General features: G+C 50.3%; 13 protein-coding genes and 1 pseudogene. 4 read left to right on the top strand and 10 right to left on the bottom strand.

Annotation, left to right across the window (positions count from 1 at the left end):
* Positions 1–205: 205 nt before the first annotated feature.
* From ACZ9IM_RS22445 to ACZ9IM_RS22410, 8 genes are all read right to left on the bottom strand, one after another.
* The gene (locus ACZ9IM_RS22445; protein WP_476224997.1) at positions 206–1,102 is read right to left on the bottom strand and encodes a hypothetical protein; all 897 of its coding nucleotides are present in this window, start codon (positions 1,100–1,102) and stop codon (positions 206–208) included.
* The gene (locus ACZ9IM_RS22440; RefSeq protein WP_476224996.1) at positions 1,102–2,832 is read right to left on the bottom strand and encodes a DUF3696 domain-containing protein; all 1,731 of its coding nucleotides are present in this window, start codon (positions 2,830–2,832) and stop codon (positions 1,102–1,104) included. The genes ACZ9IM_RS22445 and ACZ9IM_RS22440 overlap by 1 nt, the downstream gene beginning before the upstream one ends.
* Positions 2,833–3,153: 321 nt before the next feature.
* Positions 3,154–4,329 carry a restriction endonuclease subunit S gene (locus ACZ9IM_RS22435; RefSeq protein WP_476224995.1) on the bottom strand — a complete coding sequence of 392 codons (1,176 nt, stop codon included), beginning with the start codon at positions 4,327–4,329 and terminating at the stop codon, positions 3,154–3,156.
* Positions 4,326–5,867 (bottom strand): type I restriction-modification system subunit M, encoded by a 1,542-nt coding sequence (locus ACZ9IM_RS22430; RefSeq protein ID WP_476224994.1) that lies wholly within the window; start codon positions 5,865–5,867, stop codon positions 4,326–4,328. Before ACZ9IM_RS22430 ends, ACZ9IM_RS22435 begins: the two co-directional genes overlap by 4 nt.
* A 29-nt stretch (positions 5,868–5,896) precedes the next feature.
* Positions 5,897–9,352, bottom strand: coding sequence for a DEAD/DEAH box helicase family protein (locus ACZ9IM_RS22425; protein ID WP_476224993.1), 3,456 nt, complete (start codon positions 9,350–9,352; stop codon positions 5,897–5,899).
* A 130-nt stretch (positions 9,353–9,482) separates the two neighbouring features.
* Positions 9,483–10,781 (bottom strand): hypothetical protein, encoded by a 1,299-nt coding sequence (locus ACZ9IM_RS22420; protein ID WP_476224992.1) that lies wholly within the window; start codon positions 10,779–10,781, stop codon positions 9,483–9,485.
* Positions 10,782–11,822: 1,041 nt separating this feature from the next.
* Positions 11,823–12,062 (bottom strand): hypothetical protein, encoded by a 240-nt coding sequence (locus tag ACZ9IM_RS22415; protein ID WP_476224991.1) that lies wholly within the window; start codon positions 12,060–12,062, stop codon positions 11,823–11,825.
* A 96-nt stretch (positions 12,063–12,158) separates the two neighbouring features.
* Entirely contained in the window at positions 12,159–12,380 is a 222-nt protein-coding gene (locus ACZ9IM_RS22410; protein ID WP_476224990.1) for a hypothetical protein, read from the bottom strand.
* Positions 12,381–12,844: 464 nt separating this feature from the next.
* Between ACZ9IM_RS22410 and ACZ9IM_RS22405 the strand changes: the two genes are divergently transcribed.
* Both ACZ9IM_RS22405 and ACZ9IM_RS22400 read left to right on the top strand, forming a co-directional pair.
* Positions 12,845–13,063, top strand: coding sequence for a hypothetical protein (locus tag ACZ9IM_RS22405; protein WP_476224989.1), 219 nt, complete (start codon positions 12,845–12,847; stop codon positions 13,061–13,063).
* Positions 13,064–13,162: 99 nt separating this feature from the next.
* Positions 13,163–13,351, top strand: a complete 189-nt coding sequence (locus ACZ9IM_RS22400; RefSeq protein ID WP_476224988.1) for a hypothetical protein — start codon at positions 13,163–13,165, stop codon at positions 13,349–13,351.
* On the opposite strand, the gene ACZ9IM_RS22395 is transcribed toward ACZ9IM_RS22400, so the two are convergent.
* Positions 13,334–13,594: a hypothetical protein gene (locus ACZ9IM_RS22395; RefSeq protein WP_476224987.1), complete on the bottom strand. Its 261-nt coding sequence runs from the start codon at positions 13,592–13,594 to the stop codon at positions 13,334–13,336. The two genes, ACZ9IM_RS22400 and ACZ9IM_RS22395, sit on opposite strands and share 18 nt — an antisense overlap.
* A gap of 278 nt (positions 13,595–13,872) precedes the next feature.
* On the bottom strand, positions 13,873–14,385 hold the full coding sequence (locus ACZ9IM_RS22390; protein ID WP_476225046.1) for a GIY-YIG nuclease family protein: 513 nt from the start codon (positions 14,383–14,385) through the stop codon (positions 13,873–13,875).
* Positions 14,386–14,969: 584 nt separating this feature from the next.
* Between ACZ9IM_RS22390 and ACZ9IM_RS22385 the strand changes: the two genes are divergently transcribed.
* On the top strand, positions 14,970–15,407 hold the full coding sequence (locus tag ACZ9IM_RS22385; protein ID WP_476224986.1) for a hypothetical protein: 438 nt from the start codon (positions 14,970–14,972) through the stop codon (positions 15,405–15,407).
* Positions 15,408–15,536: 129 nt separating this feature from the next.
* Positions 15,537–15,833, top strand: a pseudogene (locus ACZ9IM_RS22380) (RidA family protein); the annotation flags it as partial.
* Between the last annotated feature and the right edge of the window lie 252 nt (positions 15,834–16,085).

The raw sequence follows: 16,085 nt of genomic DNA, 5'->3' as shown, positions 1-16,085 counted from the left end.
ATTTAGTGAAGCTCGACGAACAACTCTGAAAACGGGTCGGATGATTAACAGAGAATAACTGCGCCAGAAGCTCCGTTTTCCTTCGAACCGTTTTCTGCTTTGGACAACGAGCTGAGTTGCGAAAAAATAACGTCTCCGTGGGCTGGCTGATAAATGCGATGCTTATACGGATAGTTAATTCCGGTATCCAGAAAAATTAAGGTAGTCAAGTGGAGGCTTGGCTTACAACCTCAAATCCATTCATTTCGGCGTATTGATGCCACCGAAGCCGATAAATTCTTTCATTTAGTAGCGCGACATCGTCCCGATGGTGTTCGCTCCCCTCATCAAGGCCTATCCCAAAAGAAACTCCACCAATATCGGTTAAAACATACCGATTGTGTAATTTCTCCCCATTTGCGAGCTCTCTAATTGACTTGAATGTAACATTACACCGAGTTACCAACACTGGTTCTTCAGCGATCAGTTTTGCCTTCAAGAATGCAGGAGTTGCCATGTTTGCCTTATCACCACTAAAAAGCACTTCCAGTGTTGGCGCAGGACCCGGCCTTCTTGCCAAGGCGGTGTTAAGAAAATGAATCAAAGGCTGCCACTTTGTAGGCTGCGTATTGAAATAAGGATCCACAAAAACAATCGTCGTTGCTAATCGAAGAATGTTTGCAACCGCTGCTGCCATATCAGAAGCAACTCTCTTTACTAGCAACTGATTTGGGTAAGTGATTTCGCCATCGAACAGCTGCTCTAATCTCAGTGTAGGTAAAGTTCCATGATTCAATGCGCTCACCACGTGATCAAATGCGACGCGTACATTTTCACTTTCAACACTTTTCAACCAATCACTGCCGTCATACTCAGACTCCCTTTTCACCCTCGGTGTCTCGCTTAAAAATCGCACAAGCTCTTCAAGTCTTTGTTTCTCCGATTCATGCGCTCCATCAGGCTGAAGCCTAAATACCTGCTTTCGGATATTTTTTAATTTTGGGTAATCACTGATGACCTGAGGAGCCCCTAGAGAAAAGAGCTCCAAGAATTGACGGTAATTTCGACGGGATAGAGCAACTTCATTGAGTAAACAAGGTTCAACCACAAATTCGTATAGCATTACATTAGCTCCCTACGACGCTCACCAAAAAAGCCCTTAGGCCAGCGTTGTATAAATTCACCGTCCTCATCAATCTCAATCCGGCGAACAACGACCTCCCCATCCGGAGCTTCCAGATAGATAACAGCGATATCCGATGGCTTTACTTCTTGCAAACTGTTTCTAAGTTCTTTATCAGTAGTCTCGCGAATACGTCGTAGTATCCTGAGCATCAAGTGCTCGCTATGTGTCTCAATCAAAAAAGTTGGCCTGCGGCCAGGATCAACTTCCAACTGTGTGAAGAGATCACCAACTTCAACCTGAAAAGCTGGGTGAATGTGAAGCTCGGGTTGTTCAATCGCAACTAAGCCATCGGTGACGTAGTGAGCAGCCGTGACAACGGGAATTATTTGTGAAATACCGCAACCAACTTGATTGGGCGCTAGGGTGATACATTTTTTTTGATCGTACAACACCGCAGCTTCAGAGAATTTCATATCATCAAAATCCGAATCCGGCTTGCCTGATTTTATTGAGTTATTCAACTGCTCCTTCATCTGATCAAGATCATGGCTCTTGTCGGACTTCACCTCTACATAGGTTTTTTTGACTACAGATGCCAACGCATATCCACTATCAAAACCATTTTTTCCGGATAACCAGCGATTTACAGGCTCATTAAGCTCAGCGTTACAACGATGTAGCAAATCCCATGCTGCGGTTCCGTCGATCCAACTTGACTGCACAGGATGAGGGTTTGGAACAAATGAGCTTCCAGGAATAGTTCTAAGAGGACCAATACAGACGCTTTTACGAAGCATCTCTAGCACTTTGTCCAAAGGTGATACAAATATTTGTGTTAAAACACGATGACAAACTAACTTATTAAGATACTCGTCCCCTTCGCGCGTATTTTCAACAGAACGAAGAGGCTCCACGATGTTCGTTTCAAGTATGTGGCCATGTGGCGGTATGGCACCATAAAAAGTCTTGACCGATATGGCCTTACATTCGTGCTCGATATTCTCGATATTTACCGAGCCTTCGACAAAGGGAGTGTTTGTGTCTATTTCGAAGTGAAAAGCCGAGTGCCAACCGCTAGCTTCTTCAAGGTAATCACCATTTGCCTTCTGCTCTTCAGACAGCTGACTAGGATGCACGGACGTCCCGTCTTCAAAGCTCCTAATGACCCAATCTTCATGATTGGAAGGAAAAAGTAGTGGGTGGGTGAAGTTCAATGCGGTAATCGCTGCTTGTTTGAGCCCTTTATCCGCCTCTATTTGCCCCGCAAAAATGCCATTCAATGCCACTGTATAACGCTTCACATAAGCTTTATTCATTAAGAATGACCAAGCCACTTCAAGCTCAATAGCGAATGTTTCCGTGTCATCCGCAACATTTGGCATGTCCAACTTATCGAGGTAGCCAGGAACCCAATCAGCAAAGGTTTCGTATTCTTTACCTATTGTATTGCCAACCTCGCATTCAAGTTTTAGTGTTATGCTTTTTTTGAGATCTTTACCATTGACCAAAGACGCAAACCCACCAATATCACGCTCCCCCAAAGCGTCAATTCTAACTGGATCGCAGTGGCCCTTCTCCAAAATTTGCTGGATATAAAAAATGGCCATCAACACACTACTTTTGCCAACACTGTTTGGTCCAAACAACAGAGTTATTGGCGAAAAATCGATAACCTGCTCAGATCCAAAAGAACGAAAGTTAGAAAGTGATAACTTCTTAATACGCATATGTAACTTACACCCCTCTATGAAAACTCACTTAACTTCGTAATTCCCGACAACACCATTACTTATAGAACGATATAAAAACAACTCCCTCGCCCTCTTTGCATTCGAAGCGCCACGGATGTAAGGCTGCAAGATTGGTAGCAGAGACCGAAAATTTTCTTGCAAAGTAGACTGCCGAACGAGACGAGCCTCCGCTGCATCAGCGTGCCTTTGCAAATCTGATTGCAGTTGACGATGAATGCGCTGACAAAGTGGTGAATCATCGGAATTAAGAGAAGATTCGAATATACGATGACATCCATGTAGATGATAACTCATGCTTTATAGTTGGCCAGCAAAAGCTCGTTGATTAAGGGACGCGAACAAGCGCTGGAACTCCACAAGTTGGTTCCTAGCTGTCTTAGTCGAATTCCTACTCTTTGAAACAATTTCAAAATATTTATTTTGCACAACCATAGGAGGGATCCGCAGCTCTATAGATTTCACATCCTGCTGGTTAATACTTGACTGATTTACGGCATCTTTGCATGAAGTAAGAATTTGGCCTTTTACGTATGGCGTGCAGAGCTGGTCAACTACAAAGCTTGGTATTGCTATTCTTTCATCCACCTTGAAATTCATCATATTTGATTCAAATACTGTCGGCTCATTTAGGCCCTCAATCAAGGCGCACTTACCTAAGTATTCTCTGCTGTTGACTCGATTAATAACTATGGATTTGTCGCACAATGCATATTTTTCCACTTCGCCACTTGACAACCTAACCCTCTTTAGATTGTTTTGATCTTCAAGTACTCCGTTGTAAAATCCGTCAATTCGGAGGATTCTCGTACCCTCACCATATTCACTCGAATGTTTATAGAGTCCGTTGGAGGGGCCGCTAGTTATCAAGTCACCTAGGCAAAATGTATCCCACCCTTTCGGATTACTCACCGGATCGCCGAATATTTTTAGAAATACACTTCGGAGGAATTGGTCGGCTAGATCGATGGTTTGCTGACGCCTGTAACGTAGGTCGTCGGCTTTATCCAAGATAGCTACGATGCGCTGTTGTTCGGCAAGGCTCGGAATGGGGATTTCGTGTTCCCAAAGTACATTCATGGATACCCGTGGCATCTTAGCACCTGCTACCTGCGCGCTGACCCAACTTACAAACTTGTCTGACCGAAGGTAATATGCTAAATATTTACGATCCAAGCGATCAGGATCAGGAATCATCGGCACTAACTCTGTAGTTGCGATCCCTTGTTTCTCGGGCACAACGACTTTGTTCAAATACGGTCTAAGCTTCGAGTACAAAACATGTCGTTCATCAAACCATTGTGTTGAGTTTCCGGCTTCGCTAACAGGAGCTATTATCTCATCGAGGATTCGACCTGTTTGAGGCTCAATCTGATCCAGATTTAAGTGCCATACCAGTTCAGAATCGTCTGTGACCTTCTTTTTTAGAGACCTCGCAGGTGCAACATCAGCTAGTTTTGCGGTGGAAAATTTCAAAGCATCCCCTCCAACTCTTCCATATCCTGCTGAATAACGCTTTCTAACGCCTTCAGCTTAGTTAGGATCACCTTGGGTGTATCGTACTCTTCGGCCACATGTATCTGCTCCCTGTAACGGTTAAGAGACAGGTCGTATTTGTTCTCAGCAATTTCGCTCCTGCTGATCCAGAATTGCTGGGAGGTGCGATCGTTCTGGACGCTCACTGCTAGTGACTTGTCACGGGTTTTAAAACTATTAATTAGATCAGGTAAATTATCTATGTTGATGCGCTGGCGCTTGTCATCCAAAGAAAATCCATCGGCCTGTACATCGTAGAACCAGACATGATCTGTCTCGCCACCTTTAGTGAAAATTAGAATGGCTGTGGAAACTCCAGCATAAGGTTTAAATACGCCGCTGGGTAAGCTAATTACCGCTTCAAGTTGATTATCTTCGATCAGGTGCTTGCGCAACTGCTGGTGCGCGTTGCTAGAGCCGAATAGTACGCCGTCGGGGATGATAGTGGCGCTGCGTCCACCAACTTTGAGCATACGCAAGATAAGAGCGACAAATAGCAGCTCGGTTTTTTTTGTTTTGACCACCCGAAGGAGTGCCGGATCGACATCCTCTTCATCAAGACTACCTTTGAATGGCGGGTTGGCGAGAATAACGTCGAAGCTCTCTTTAGCTGCTCTAGGGAAGCGCTCGACAAAACGCTGGCTAAGAGTGTCCTGGTAATGGATGTCAGGTTCGGCAACACCGTGCATCACGAGGTTCATAGCGGCGATGCGCAGCATGGTGGCGTCAAAATCGAAGCCGTGGAACATGTCGCTATCGACATGCTTACGGTGCTCATGCAGCAGGTCACCGCTGTAGATTTTTTGCTCTACCAATTCACCCTTATCATTGATTATCGTTTCGGTGATCAAGCTTTCAGGGGAGCTGTATTTTTGCAGCAGGTATTCATAACTGCTCGCGAGGAAGCCAGCAGTACCGCAGGCCGGATCCGCGATTCTGTCAGTGGCGACAGGATCGAGCATCTCCACCATAGCGCGGATGATATGGCGCGGAGTACGAAACTGACCGTTAATACCTGCGGTAGTGAGCTTCGAAAGCAGATACTCGTATAAATCGCCCTTCACATCCGAGCTATCCAGGGGGAGTTCGCTGATCATGTTGACCGCTTTCACAAGCAGGGTAGGCTTTTGAATCATAAGCTGGGCATCTTTCATAAACTCAGCAAAAAGGGTGCCCTCGCCAGCCAGATCCTTAAAGTGGGGAAATACTTCGTCCTTGACTAGTTTGTACATTTGCTCTGCGGGCAAATGACGGAAGCGCTCCCAACGCATTTCCTGTTCCAAGTTTTTGAAGCGACGGTTAAAAGGTCTGCCTGTACGTTCGGTACGTTTTTCGTCGCGGCGCTCGTTCATATCCAGCATGCGCGCGTACATCAGGAAGGTGATCTGTTCGATTACAGTCAGCGGGTTGGCGATGCCGCCCGTCCAAAACTCTTCCCAGAGCTTGTCTATTTTACTTTTCAGTTCGCCGGTGATCATCGAGGGGTCTCTTAGCTACAGATAATTAATCAGGTGCGCACGGTGCGCTGTGTTGCACTGCGGCGGTGGCCTATCGCTATGCCGAAGCGCTCCACCAGTGCCACGAGCGCATTGGCATGACGCGGCTCGGTAAATATGCCGTCAAGTCCCTCGGTATGGATCGTAGTAAAGGGCTGGTCATACAGCTGCTCGATTCGGATGGTACCGAATTTACAAAGATGGATCTTCAGCAGAGCGATAAAGCGCTGCTGGCGGGCGTTGAGGCTGACATGATTGGCTTGCACGAACTCAGTAAAAGCATTTTCGATGGCGTGGACGTTCAACCCAATTAAAGTACGCAGTAATTGGTCGAGGGGAGCGCTAGAGTCGGGAAAAAACTCTTTCAGCGTTTCCAAATCCAACATGGGGTTCTGCACGTGTACAAGGGCATTGAGCTGGGCGAGTTCAGCCTCAGTCACAGGCTCACCATTGCGGATTTTGACCAGTACCGGATCAGTATCGAATAGAGGTGACAAGGTAGCCTCTACCTGCTGGCGGAAGATCTGGTAGTCAACAGTGACGATACGCGTCTGGCGGTCTGAGGTTTGGAGCTCAGCTGTGTCTTCCTTGATGTCCAATACAGGCAATTCACTGGAGATAGGACGGCTTCCGCTTTTATCGCGCAGGTGGATAATACCTCGGAGAGCCAGACGCTGCTGCTCCAGTTCCTGGAAACTCACATCCTGCCAAAAAGCATCTTTCTGGATCGACTTGATCGCCTCTGCTTTGGCCCGCACGGGGTTGAGGTGCATAGAAAGCTGTCTGACTTTGTCTAATACGGGATGTTTTGCGACATCAATCTGTGAGGGGCTTGTCAGGTTAATCAGTTGTAATTCAGTAAGCTGTTGATCCCAGTGCAAGGCTTCACTCTGACCTTTAATGTTGCGCCACTGCATCAGCGGGGAGATTTCGTTGCGTAACAGGCTACGGGTATCAGGGGTGAATTGCTGAAGCTTTTTGGTATCCCCCAGCTGCGCCTTTAGCTGCCACTTGTCCCGTACAGCAATGCAGCGGTCGTCGAGGGCGTCGATATCCTCTTTAATAAGGGTGATCGTGTGATGGAAAAGATCCATCTCCGCGCGCTTCAAGGCGTTTTCCGCTAGATCGAGTCGGGTGTCAAACAGCTTCTCACACAGGGATTTACTCGGGCGGCCCTCGTCATCGGCCGGATCCATTTCGAAATAATCGAAGTTACCCCAGTGGTCGAAGATCAGGAAATGGCTCTTATGCAGGCCGGGGCCATATAGATTTTCACATAGACGGGTGCCGCGTCCCACCATTTGCCAAAACTTCACCTTGGATTTGATTGGTTTGGCGAATACAAGATTCACGACCGCTGGGACGTCGATGCCGGTGTCTAGCATGTCCACCGAGATTGCAACAGTGACCTCATCGGTGGGTTTTTCGCCAGATCCCTTAAAATCGTCAATTAGCTCTTCGGCACGCTCGTACTTGGAATGAATCACACGGCAAAAATTACCACCGTATTGGGGATACATCTCGCTGAAAAGAGTGGCAAGTAATTCGGCGTGCTGGATACTACGGGCGAAGACAATGGTCTTGCCTGGCAGTTGACCGTCGATGTCGCGCAATCCGCGCTCCATCAGATTCCGCAGGATGGAGCGATTGGTGTCCTTGTTAAACACTGCTTTATCAATGTCAGGGGCGCTGAAATCAAGTTCGTTCGGATCGAGGCCTTGATCCTCTAGCTCAGCGAGCTGCTCGTCGTTGAGTGCGGTACCCTTGATTCCTTCACGTAGGAACTGGGTGGTATGGGTCACCACGCGAAACGGCGCGAGATTGCCATCTTCCACAGCTTGCTCCAATGGATAACTCGCAGTCGGCATTTTGTAGTCACAGCCGAAAAGGCGGCAGGTGGAACGACTGACCATTTCTACAGGAGTGGCTGTTAGACCAACCTGGCGGGCATCGAAGTATTTGAACAGGTCGCCGTAGACGTTATAGACCGAACGGTGAGATTCATCAGCTATGATGAGATCGAAGTATCCAACATCGAATTTCTCATAAATACCCATCATCCCGGGATAAGTGGCGATGTAAATACGGGCGTTATGCTGATCCTGCTTCTTACTGCGACCAACCACGTAGAGAGGTTCTTTGACGAATTCGCTGTAAGCATTCTTGGCCTGCTTCCGCAACTCTTTACGATCGCACAGGAACAGCACCCGCTTTGCCCAGCCGGCATCAAGAAGGCGTTTTGTGAGTGCAATCGACACGCGAGTCTTACCTGTGCCTGTGGCCTGAACCACAAGCGCCTTGCGATGACCTTCGCTGAAACGCTCACTGATACGAGTGATTGCCTCCATCTGGTAAAGACGACCGGCGATGGCGGTGTCGATAGGGGTGTTATTGAGGTCCTTACGTTGACGGCGCTGATTAATCAAATATTGCAAGCTGTCTTTACTGTAGTAGCCATAGAGCTTGCGTGGCACGGTGTCGAGCACATCGTCCCAAATCCAGACGTCATAACCGTTTGTGTAAAAGATAACCGGACGCTGGTTATGCTTCTTTTCCAGCGAGTCAGCATAACGTTTGCCTTGCTGGCGTCCCTTCTCCGCATTTTCACGGGCGCGCTTGGCCTCTACCACCGCTAGCGGCTTGCCGTCGTCATCCCACAGAACATAATCGCAGTAGCCTAGACCGCTGGCCGTATCTTGGCCATCCAGCTCGTGTTCGACTGTAACTTGTTCGGTATCTACACCATTGGCACCTACATCCCAACCCGCGAGACGCAGTTCGCTATCTATCAGGCGACGGCGGGTTTCGGCTTCCTTAAAATCAAGGGTGTTAGTCGCTTTGATACTGCCGGAAGTGAAAGCCTGAACCTTGGTTTTATCGAACGCTACCTTGAGTTTGGCAGCCTGTTGCAGCGCTTCCTGCTCTGATTGCTGAGCGGTTACCAGTTCCTTCAAGGCACTTTCGAGCTGAATATTTTGTGCGACGATCTGTTCCTGCAGTGCTTTGTTCTTTTTGTTGAACCCTGCCTTTGCGGCGCCTGACGCAGTCGGAATCTGAGGGGGCTGAAAATCAGGGCATTGGTCGCGAACGCCTGCACCTTGGGCGATGAATAGCCAACAGGCTAGGTGATACGCTTCCTGAACTAGCCATACCGAGGTATTCGCTGAAACGCTCCCTTCATGCGCGGCCTTGTTGCCATGAATCCGAATCGCATGGAGCTTATCGAGAATTACCTTTGGCACAACTGCGGTAAAGCTACTGTTGGTAAGTCGATCCATAAAAGTTGCGTTGGGCTCAGCGGGCAACCTCAGATCGATGTAGATGAAGCCAACCAGTTTCTCTACAAAGCAGCGCAGCTTTACTAGCGAGCTCTGGGGATCGAGGTACGCGTAAGTCTCAGCGAAGCCGCCAAGATCCGACAAAGCAGGCCAATTTGTTCTGAGATGTTCAAAGTTTATGGACTTCATGCCTTTCTGCCCGTGGTGACTTCCTGATGGTTAATTTATTGTGCCAGCTTTTGGCTTACCAATGCCTCAAGTCTCTGTGATGCCGAGCTGCTTGATCCAATTACCCAACGTTCAGAGTCTAGCCAGATCTTTAGCTTTGGCCTTTTAATGAGTTTAGCTCCAAGGTTGCGGCTTCGAGCTCGGAAAAGTAGTCTCTTCTAGCTATGTCACTCTGAGATTTACGCCATTCTCGAAAGCTGCTTGTCATGTCAATGATTTCTTCTTCTAATTTATCGAGAAAGTATTGGGTGCTGCGTTTAGGCCAAGTAGGGGGTCTGCGGTATAGTTGAGCTTCCAATAAGGCCAAAGGTGAATCAGGGGGTGACAATACCGAAGCTGTATCAATTTCTGGGACAACTATAGCGTCTGTTGTATAAATCACCTGACTGTCCAAAAGGGTTGAGGCGAGATTGCGCGGGCTCAACGATTCGAATCGGACTCTAGAGCGTAAGCGATATGGCCAATTCCCCGGGGAGTCAGATACCTTAATGGAGCCTTCATTTTCTATAGAGAAGCTAACGCCTCTTACTCGTCCCTCAGTGAAAGTCTCACCTGAGCATCGGAAGTTATATAGTGGCGTGTGATCGCCGCGCTCATACGACTGAACCGCTAATCCAGGAAGAATCTCTAGGTAGCCAACGACCCAGCCTTTCGGATTCCAGCCTAGTGTAAGAAATATAGACTCGACAGAATGAACGACCCCTTCTACGTCAGATTTGGTTTCTACAATAGTGCAGCGGGCTCGAGCACTGGAGTGGCTTATCGTAAATAAATAGACTGAAGGCCAGTATGAAGTTGATGGCGAACAGGATGTGTCCTGCTCCCAAACACCCGAATTAAACAGACTTTCACCGAAGGACGCGGACACGCTGTAGGCTTCACGGAAGTATTGCTTGAGCTGATGGCGCTCAACGATGACAGCTAGCTTCGCTTTGAGCAATTCCCATACGGCTTGAGCGGGTGAGAACGCACTTTCATCAATTTCGTCTTCAGCGCTGAAATAGTTAGAGCCTTCCGTGAGCTTTAGAATGGCATCGTGTCGAGCCATATTCATCAGGTTTGCAGCAGCTAGTGCAAGCTTAAGATATGGGGCTGGGCTCGCACATAACCTCGTTTTAGCTGCCCGCTTGCTTTTACCATCCGACAAAATGCAGTAAGCATTCAGGCTGTTAGCAGGGGCCTCAGGGAAGTGGGGCACTCCTGAAGCGACAACAATTTCACTCTTCTTTATGCCGCTGCTTTTTGCCGATGTCAGCAGAGTGCCCAAATTGCGAGCAAAGGTCTGCCTTTCGGTTTCAGGCATATGCTTCCTATAGCTACCGATCTTCTTCTCGATCGTGGTCGCGAGATACACGTCGCTCTTCGGCGGTAATTCAGCGTTGGAGGTCATGTATCCGCATCCCTAGGAAAAGTTAAAACCGACGCGCGAAAGGTTGTTGCGCACGTATGTACCGCGCTCTGCTCGCACGTGCCCTGGAGGTCTTCAAGGTCATGGGGGTTTGAAGTCGCAGCCAAACCTCCCCGTGCTCATCCCGCTCAAATCCCGTGATCCGCCACACGCAGCCGAAATCGGCGCCTTTCAAATGGACCAGCATACCGACTGTCAGTGCGTGTAGGGGAATCGGGGTTCCTTCGTTCAATCGTCTGCGCATCTTCATCTCCTGTGCAGTTGACGTTGCAGGAGGAATTCTGGACGCGCGGAGAAAAACTATCTCTAAGCAAAGATTAGATTCTATTAAAAATTTACATAGTTTTTTTAGCCACAATTACGTAAGTTTTTTGGCGGTAGTTCCATAGGTTTCGGTAGCCCGTGCCAGGTGCCCGCCGGCAGCTTAGGCAGCCACGGGGGATGCCGCGACAGGTGTTAACTCAGGCGAAGCGATGGCCACCATGGACCGACTTGCCCGGGAGATGCCGGGGTATAGGCTACGTATGGATAGGCTTGTCGTATAAGGAAAAGCTCTCCAGTGGCCATCCTTCGCATCATTTCACTGGTGATCGCCAGCGCTGCAGGGGCTGCCAGCCAACGCGCGATTGTCATCTGCCGAGCGGCCGCATTTGGCCGATATCTGCCTATCGCAGGATTGATTATTTTTACGCGTCATCGCTAGGGTTTCCGGCTGTGACCGGGAATGCAGCGGTAAACGTCCGGCTGCAATCATGAGCTTGATCCCATCGGCGCGGACAGCTGGAGAATCGTGCTTGATCAAGCAGTTTGGCAATTTTTATGGCTCAAGACGATATTTTGCTGATAGCAGAGCACAACAGCATGATGGCGCGAATGACCAAGTCCGGGTTTATCACGAAGGCACGATTTGTCCCACCAGTTGAAGCCTTGCAAGAACGCCAGAGAGCAGTTTGCAGAGAACCCAGTCTAGGTTTTTATCAACGGGCAGGGCAGTGACTCTCCACGACCGGGTGGCCAGTGCCATCAAGGAAGCATAGGCACAAGCTTGGTCAGTCCATAACCAAGCAATACGCCGATGCATATCAGGTCGATGACCAATGCTAGGGGGTAAAACAACACCTCGCGCCAAGGCCCGTAGGGATACTTCAGTTGCTCGATGGACCTGGCTAGTAGTTCCTCGTTGAACCTGGCTTGTATGACGCGTTGTTGCTCATAGAACAGTTTGATCTGCTCTTTATGCTGTTCAAGCTCGGATTTCGTCATGATCCTGCTCCTTAGGGGACGGAGGCATGTAGCGTTTAAACCCCTGTGGGCTTTTTCGACAGATGACATCTCCACCTATGCCACTGCGACTGCCCATCAGTGACCCACCACGCGGCAAACCGCCTCAAGGGTGCGATCGTCTCTTTCTCTGACGATGCCGAGAGAGAAGCGTCCTTTTTTCTGCTTCTGTTCGTCTGCTATGACCAGTAGAGCAAAGGCACGCTTAATCGCTTCGGCTTTGGTAATACCATTGCGCGCTGCAATGTCGTTGAGGGCATCGTCGATCTCTTCTGACAGGATAAGAGAGAGCCTGGGCATGGCATTACTCCTTAGCAACGGGTCGGATGTTGTACCGCAATTTGCAGTGTGCACCTTAAAACCGAGGTCAGGTGGGGTGGCGGACGATTCGCTTCGCCAAGACCTGCGGGTTGTTGGCTTGAGTGTTCAGTGGATCAGGCTGGCACATACTGTCCGCTTCTGGCCGTTTTTTTTGCCCTTCACGCACTGAGGAAGGCAGCCAACTGCCTAAGCAGATGCAGATGCAGATGCAGATGCAGATGCGGATGCGGAAGTGATCCGCCACGGCTAAGTGTGTTCCGGGACACACTTAAACGGCAGCGCATAATGGAGTTTCGTTAAATGTCCCCTCACAAAAAAACACTCGGTGGACTTTTTTGCGCCTGCTGGACACCAGCCCTCAGGAGGCTGGCCTACCATTGCCATAGTGAATGGTTTTACGCGCACTTAGCCCTTGTCGTTCATTGCCAAAGGACTGCTTTTGAATGTCCGTGACCTACCTGCCGCTGGAGGCCTGGAACAAACACTGGAAACTTGACGGCGTACTGTTGCGCTGTCGATTGTGTGGGAGCGCCCAGGGCCTCACGGACGCCGGTGCTTTTAGTCATGCGCTCGGCTGTAAAGCGCGGAGCTTGAAAGCCCAATACCCTAGTCGGGAACTGGCTTCCATCCTGCACCAGAAAATCCAATCAGGGTTGTTTTGATGCGCGCAGGGATTCAAGACGGGCGTGATAGGACGGGTAGCTGAAAGTTTGAAAGGAAATGCGATAAGTGAGGATAGGGATAGCGAGGAAGACCAAAGCTTGGGTGAAAAGGTAAAAGCAGGCGAGCCGCTGATGGAACAAGCGGTGCAAGCATTACGCCGATACCATGAAGCGCAAGAGACTGGGCCTGCCGAAGAAGTGAAGAAGCTGCGCCTCGAAGCGGAAACATTCATGACGGCGGTGTCGGTGTATCAGCTTCGGGTGTCCCGCTCAAAGCGGATTGCATAGTCGTATATGGTCACTCCAAAGGATGATCAGGGCCATGGCACCGCCGATGACCACGAACATCCCTGCAACGATGGTCACCGGGCACCAGAACAATTCCCAGGCCGTGAGCTTGCTGGGTTCGGCAGTTGTACCGCTGGATTCAGTCGCCGACAAGCTGGTTCCGGCACCGACAAGCCGCATGGTCTCGGCCCTCACCCTGACAATGTCAGCGTGAATCTTTTCGAGTTCCGCCTGGGTCAGCATGGTGTCCACCTCCGGGGTAAGCAGCGATCATAGCTTGCGTGGTGGTGCAGTTGTGTTCCTTCGCGTAAGCCTCGATTCTGCGCCATTTTCTGGCCTTTCTCGATGGTTTTACCCGCTTCGCGTGTTCCCTTGTCCAGCACTCGCGCTTCGGTTTTCCGGTTCGGTTTTCTGTTCCTTGAGCCCTTCACGGCGTAACGGCTGTTTCTCAGTGCAGCCGCGTTCGGGTTGTTCTTCGGCTGGCGAAGCCAGCCGATAGGACGTCCGTGTCGATTGACCTGTTAGCGGGCAATCGGCAGTTCCCGCGCCTTGGCCTTGGCGGTCCGCCGGAGTTCCGAGAGCTTCGGATGGAATGCATGCCGCCTATTCTGATCAAGGTTGAGCGGGAGGGAAAGTGTGGAAATCATGTGTTCCTCCAACAACCAGGGCGCTGGGTGCGGGCACCAGGCGACGAAGGCGTTTTCTTCAAGCCACTCCGACAGTTTCATCTCACCCGAACTGAATGTCATTCGGAATCCGCTCCCAACGCGGCGCAACTCGATTCCGAGTTCTTCAGCAAGAAGGCAGCCAAGAGTGAGTCGGAGAGTGGAGCCCTCCGCGTTGCCGCGGAAGTGGTATCGAACGCGATGAAGCAAGCTTTGCTTGGACGGGGGTTTGCCGTTGGCAGGAGGAAGGCGAGGAGAAATGCCGGTGTAGAGGAGCGTGAGGTCCTGGTAGGTGTGGCACCCGCTCGTCGGAACTCCAGGCGGAATGCAACGGAAATACCAGGCATAGGCACCAGGCTCCCTTGGCACGGGGCAAGGGCGGGTGAGCACTTCAGAGCGAGTCCATAAGCGACTCGGGTTCAGCAGTGAGGTAGCTTCTTGCACGCCGCTTGACTCCCTAACGCCCACTGAATGGAGGGGTTAGGCGTCAGCGTGCTCGGACGAGCACCTCACCGTTCCCTGTCTAGCTAGCTTAGACGTGGTTGCAGCAAACGCGATTTTGCCCGTAGGGAAGCACTAAAAAGATTACGGCAAGCCCTACTGCCTTTTAGATTCGAAAGCAGCATCGGCAAGGCTGTCCATTTGCCAGCGCTGGGTCTAACGTCCGCTCATGGCCGATTGCTGCCCATCCTGAAAGACTGCAATCGGCCGATTCTGTTGAAAAAGTCGGCCATGGATTCCACGGCCGAAAAGTACGCGCTTGAGATTGAGATCTTTACTTTGAACAGAGGAATCCGGGCTCAGATTTCGCGTAGCTGCGAGCAAAAAAGGCGTTTTCAGCAGTCAGTACGCGGGCAGTCTGGAAGGACCGACTTTTTCAACACAATCGGCCAGAAGCGGTCATTGCACCACAATGGTATCGTCCACTTCTTTTCTAAGACTCCTGAGAAATCATGAATAGAGCTAAGTCCTCAATCTGGGCCGTTGCTCCCGCATTAGGCATCCCTGAATCACCAGCTCTTCTGGTTGAATCGGGCAACCTTTGGCTCGCTTACTTCCAGGCTTTGAACGAAAGCCTTGCGGTTGTGCGTTTTACCGGGCTCATTGATCATCGTCTTATGCCTATAGGGGACGAGGGGTTAGGACGCCACCCCTATGTGCTGGCGGGCCTTCAGCCTTACTCGTTCAACGAACTTATTGGCTCAGAAGAAACCGTCAGCCGCCCATATTCAAGTGCTAGACATTGGGTCGTTACGTTTAAAGACGAGACTCTTGATGTGATTGCACGAACTGGCGAGGTTATAGCCTCGGGATTAACCCTGGCATCACCACTTGAGGCCTTGCTCTCGCTTCAAATCCCACGAGCTACAAACAGTTTTCTCAACGACTGACGTCTGCTTGGGGTTGGTTTCAGCCAGGCATGGTAGGCGGAAATCGGCCAAATGCGGTCGTTCAGCGTCTACGAAATTAGGGGCGATTCACACCTTGCGTGGTAGTAGTATTGTGCAGGCTCGCCCCCCATTGCATACAACGGGATCGCGCACCTGGCCGGCCAGTTGGCCAACAATCATGATGGCGACATTCGGATGCAAACTGCCGGAACCCTGGCAAGAATTGATGTACTGCTGGCCGAGACAGGCATCGACAAATCCAGGATTCTGCCAGTGACCATTTACCTCAAAGACATCGACGCCGACTTCGCCGGCCTCAACGAGGTGTGGGAAGCCTGGGTGACAGGAGGACAAGGACCAGCTCGGGCCTGTGTCGAAGCTGCGATGTTCAAACCCAGTCTGCTGGTGGAAATGTCCGTGATAGCTGTCAGGGCTGACGCATGTCGGTCACTGCATAACCCCAAGGCACCCTGCACGGGCGCGCTCTCTCTCGTACCAACGTTTAAGTACCGGGCATACGTCTTGCGTGAGTAGCTCGCTGCGGGCTTTCCAGCGCAGAACGGCAGGCGATTGGCGCCCCCCCCTAGATGGTTGAGCCCGCCACCATAATCAGAGGCTGGTGGGCTCTCGCGGGCAATTTGGTGATTGCGCCAAGAACTGACCTGTTGCATTCGGGTT

The sequence above is a fragment of the Pseudomonas sp. TE12508 genome (assembly GCF_056279485.1).
This window is presented reverse-complemented; position numbering and strand designations above follow the sequence as displayed.

What these genes read in the sequence shown, in the direction of transcription:
- ACZ9IM_RS22445 (WP_476224997.1), bottom strand. Translation starts at nt 1,102, where the DNA reads ATGCTATACGAATTTGTGGTTGAACCTTGTTTACTCAATGAAGTTGCT.
- ACZ9IM_RS22440 (WP_476224996.1), bottom strand. Translation starts at nt 2,832, where the DNA reads ATGCGTATTAAGAAGTTATCACTTTCTAACTTTCGTTCTTTTGGATCT.
- ACZ9IM_RS22430 (WP_476224994.1), bottom strand. Translation starts at nt 5,867, where the DNA reads ATGATCACCGGCGAACTGAAAAGTAAAATAGACAAGCTCTGGGAAGAG.
- ACZ9IM_RS22425 (WP_476224993.1), bottom strand. Translation starts at nt 9,352, where the DNA reads ATGAAGTCCATAAACTTTGAACATCTCAGAACAAATTGGCCTGCTTTG.
- ACZ9IM_RS22420 (WP_476224992.1), bottom strand. Translation starts at nt 10,781, where the DNA reads ATGACCTCCAACGCTGAATTACCGCCGAAGAGCGACGTGTATCTCGCG.
- ACZ9IM_RS22415 (WP_476224991.1), bottom strand. Translation starts at nt 12,062, where the DNA reads ATGACGAAATCCGAGCTTGAACAGCATAAAGAGCAGATCAAACTGTTC.
- ACZ9IM_RS22410 (WP_476224990.1), bottom strand. Translation starts at nt 12,380, where the DNA reads ATGCCCAGGCTCTCTCTTATCCTGTCAGAAGAGATCGACGATGCCCTC.
- ACZ9IM_RS22405 (WP_476224989.1), top strand. Translation starts at nt 12,845, where the DNA reads ATGTCCGTGACCTACCTGCCGCTGGAGGCCTGGAACAAACACTGGAAA.
- ACZ9IM_RS22395 (WP_476224987.1), bottom strand. Translation starts at nt 13,594, where the DNA reads ATGCTGACCCAGGCGGAACTCGAAAAGATTCACGCTGACATTGTCAGG.
- ACZ9IM_RS22385 (WP_476224986.1), top strand. Translation starts at nt 14,970, where the DNA reads ATGAATAGAGCTAAGTCCTCAATCTGGGCCGTTGCTCCCGCATTAGGC.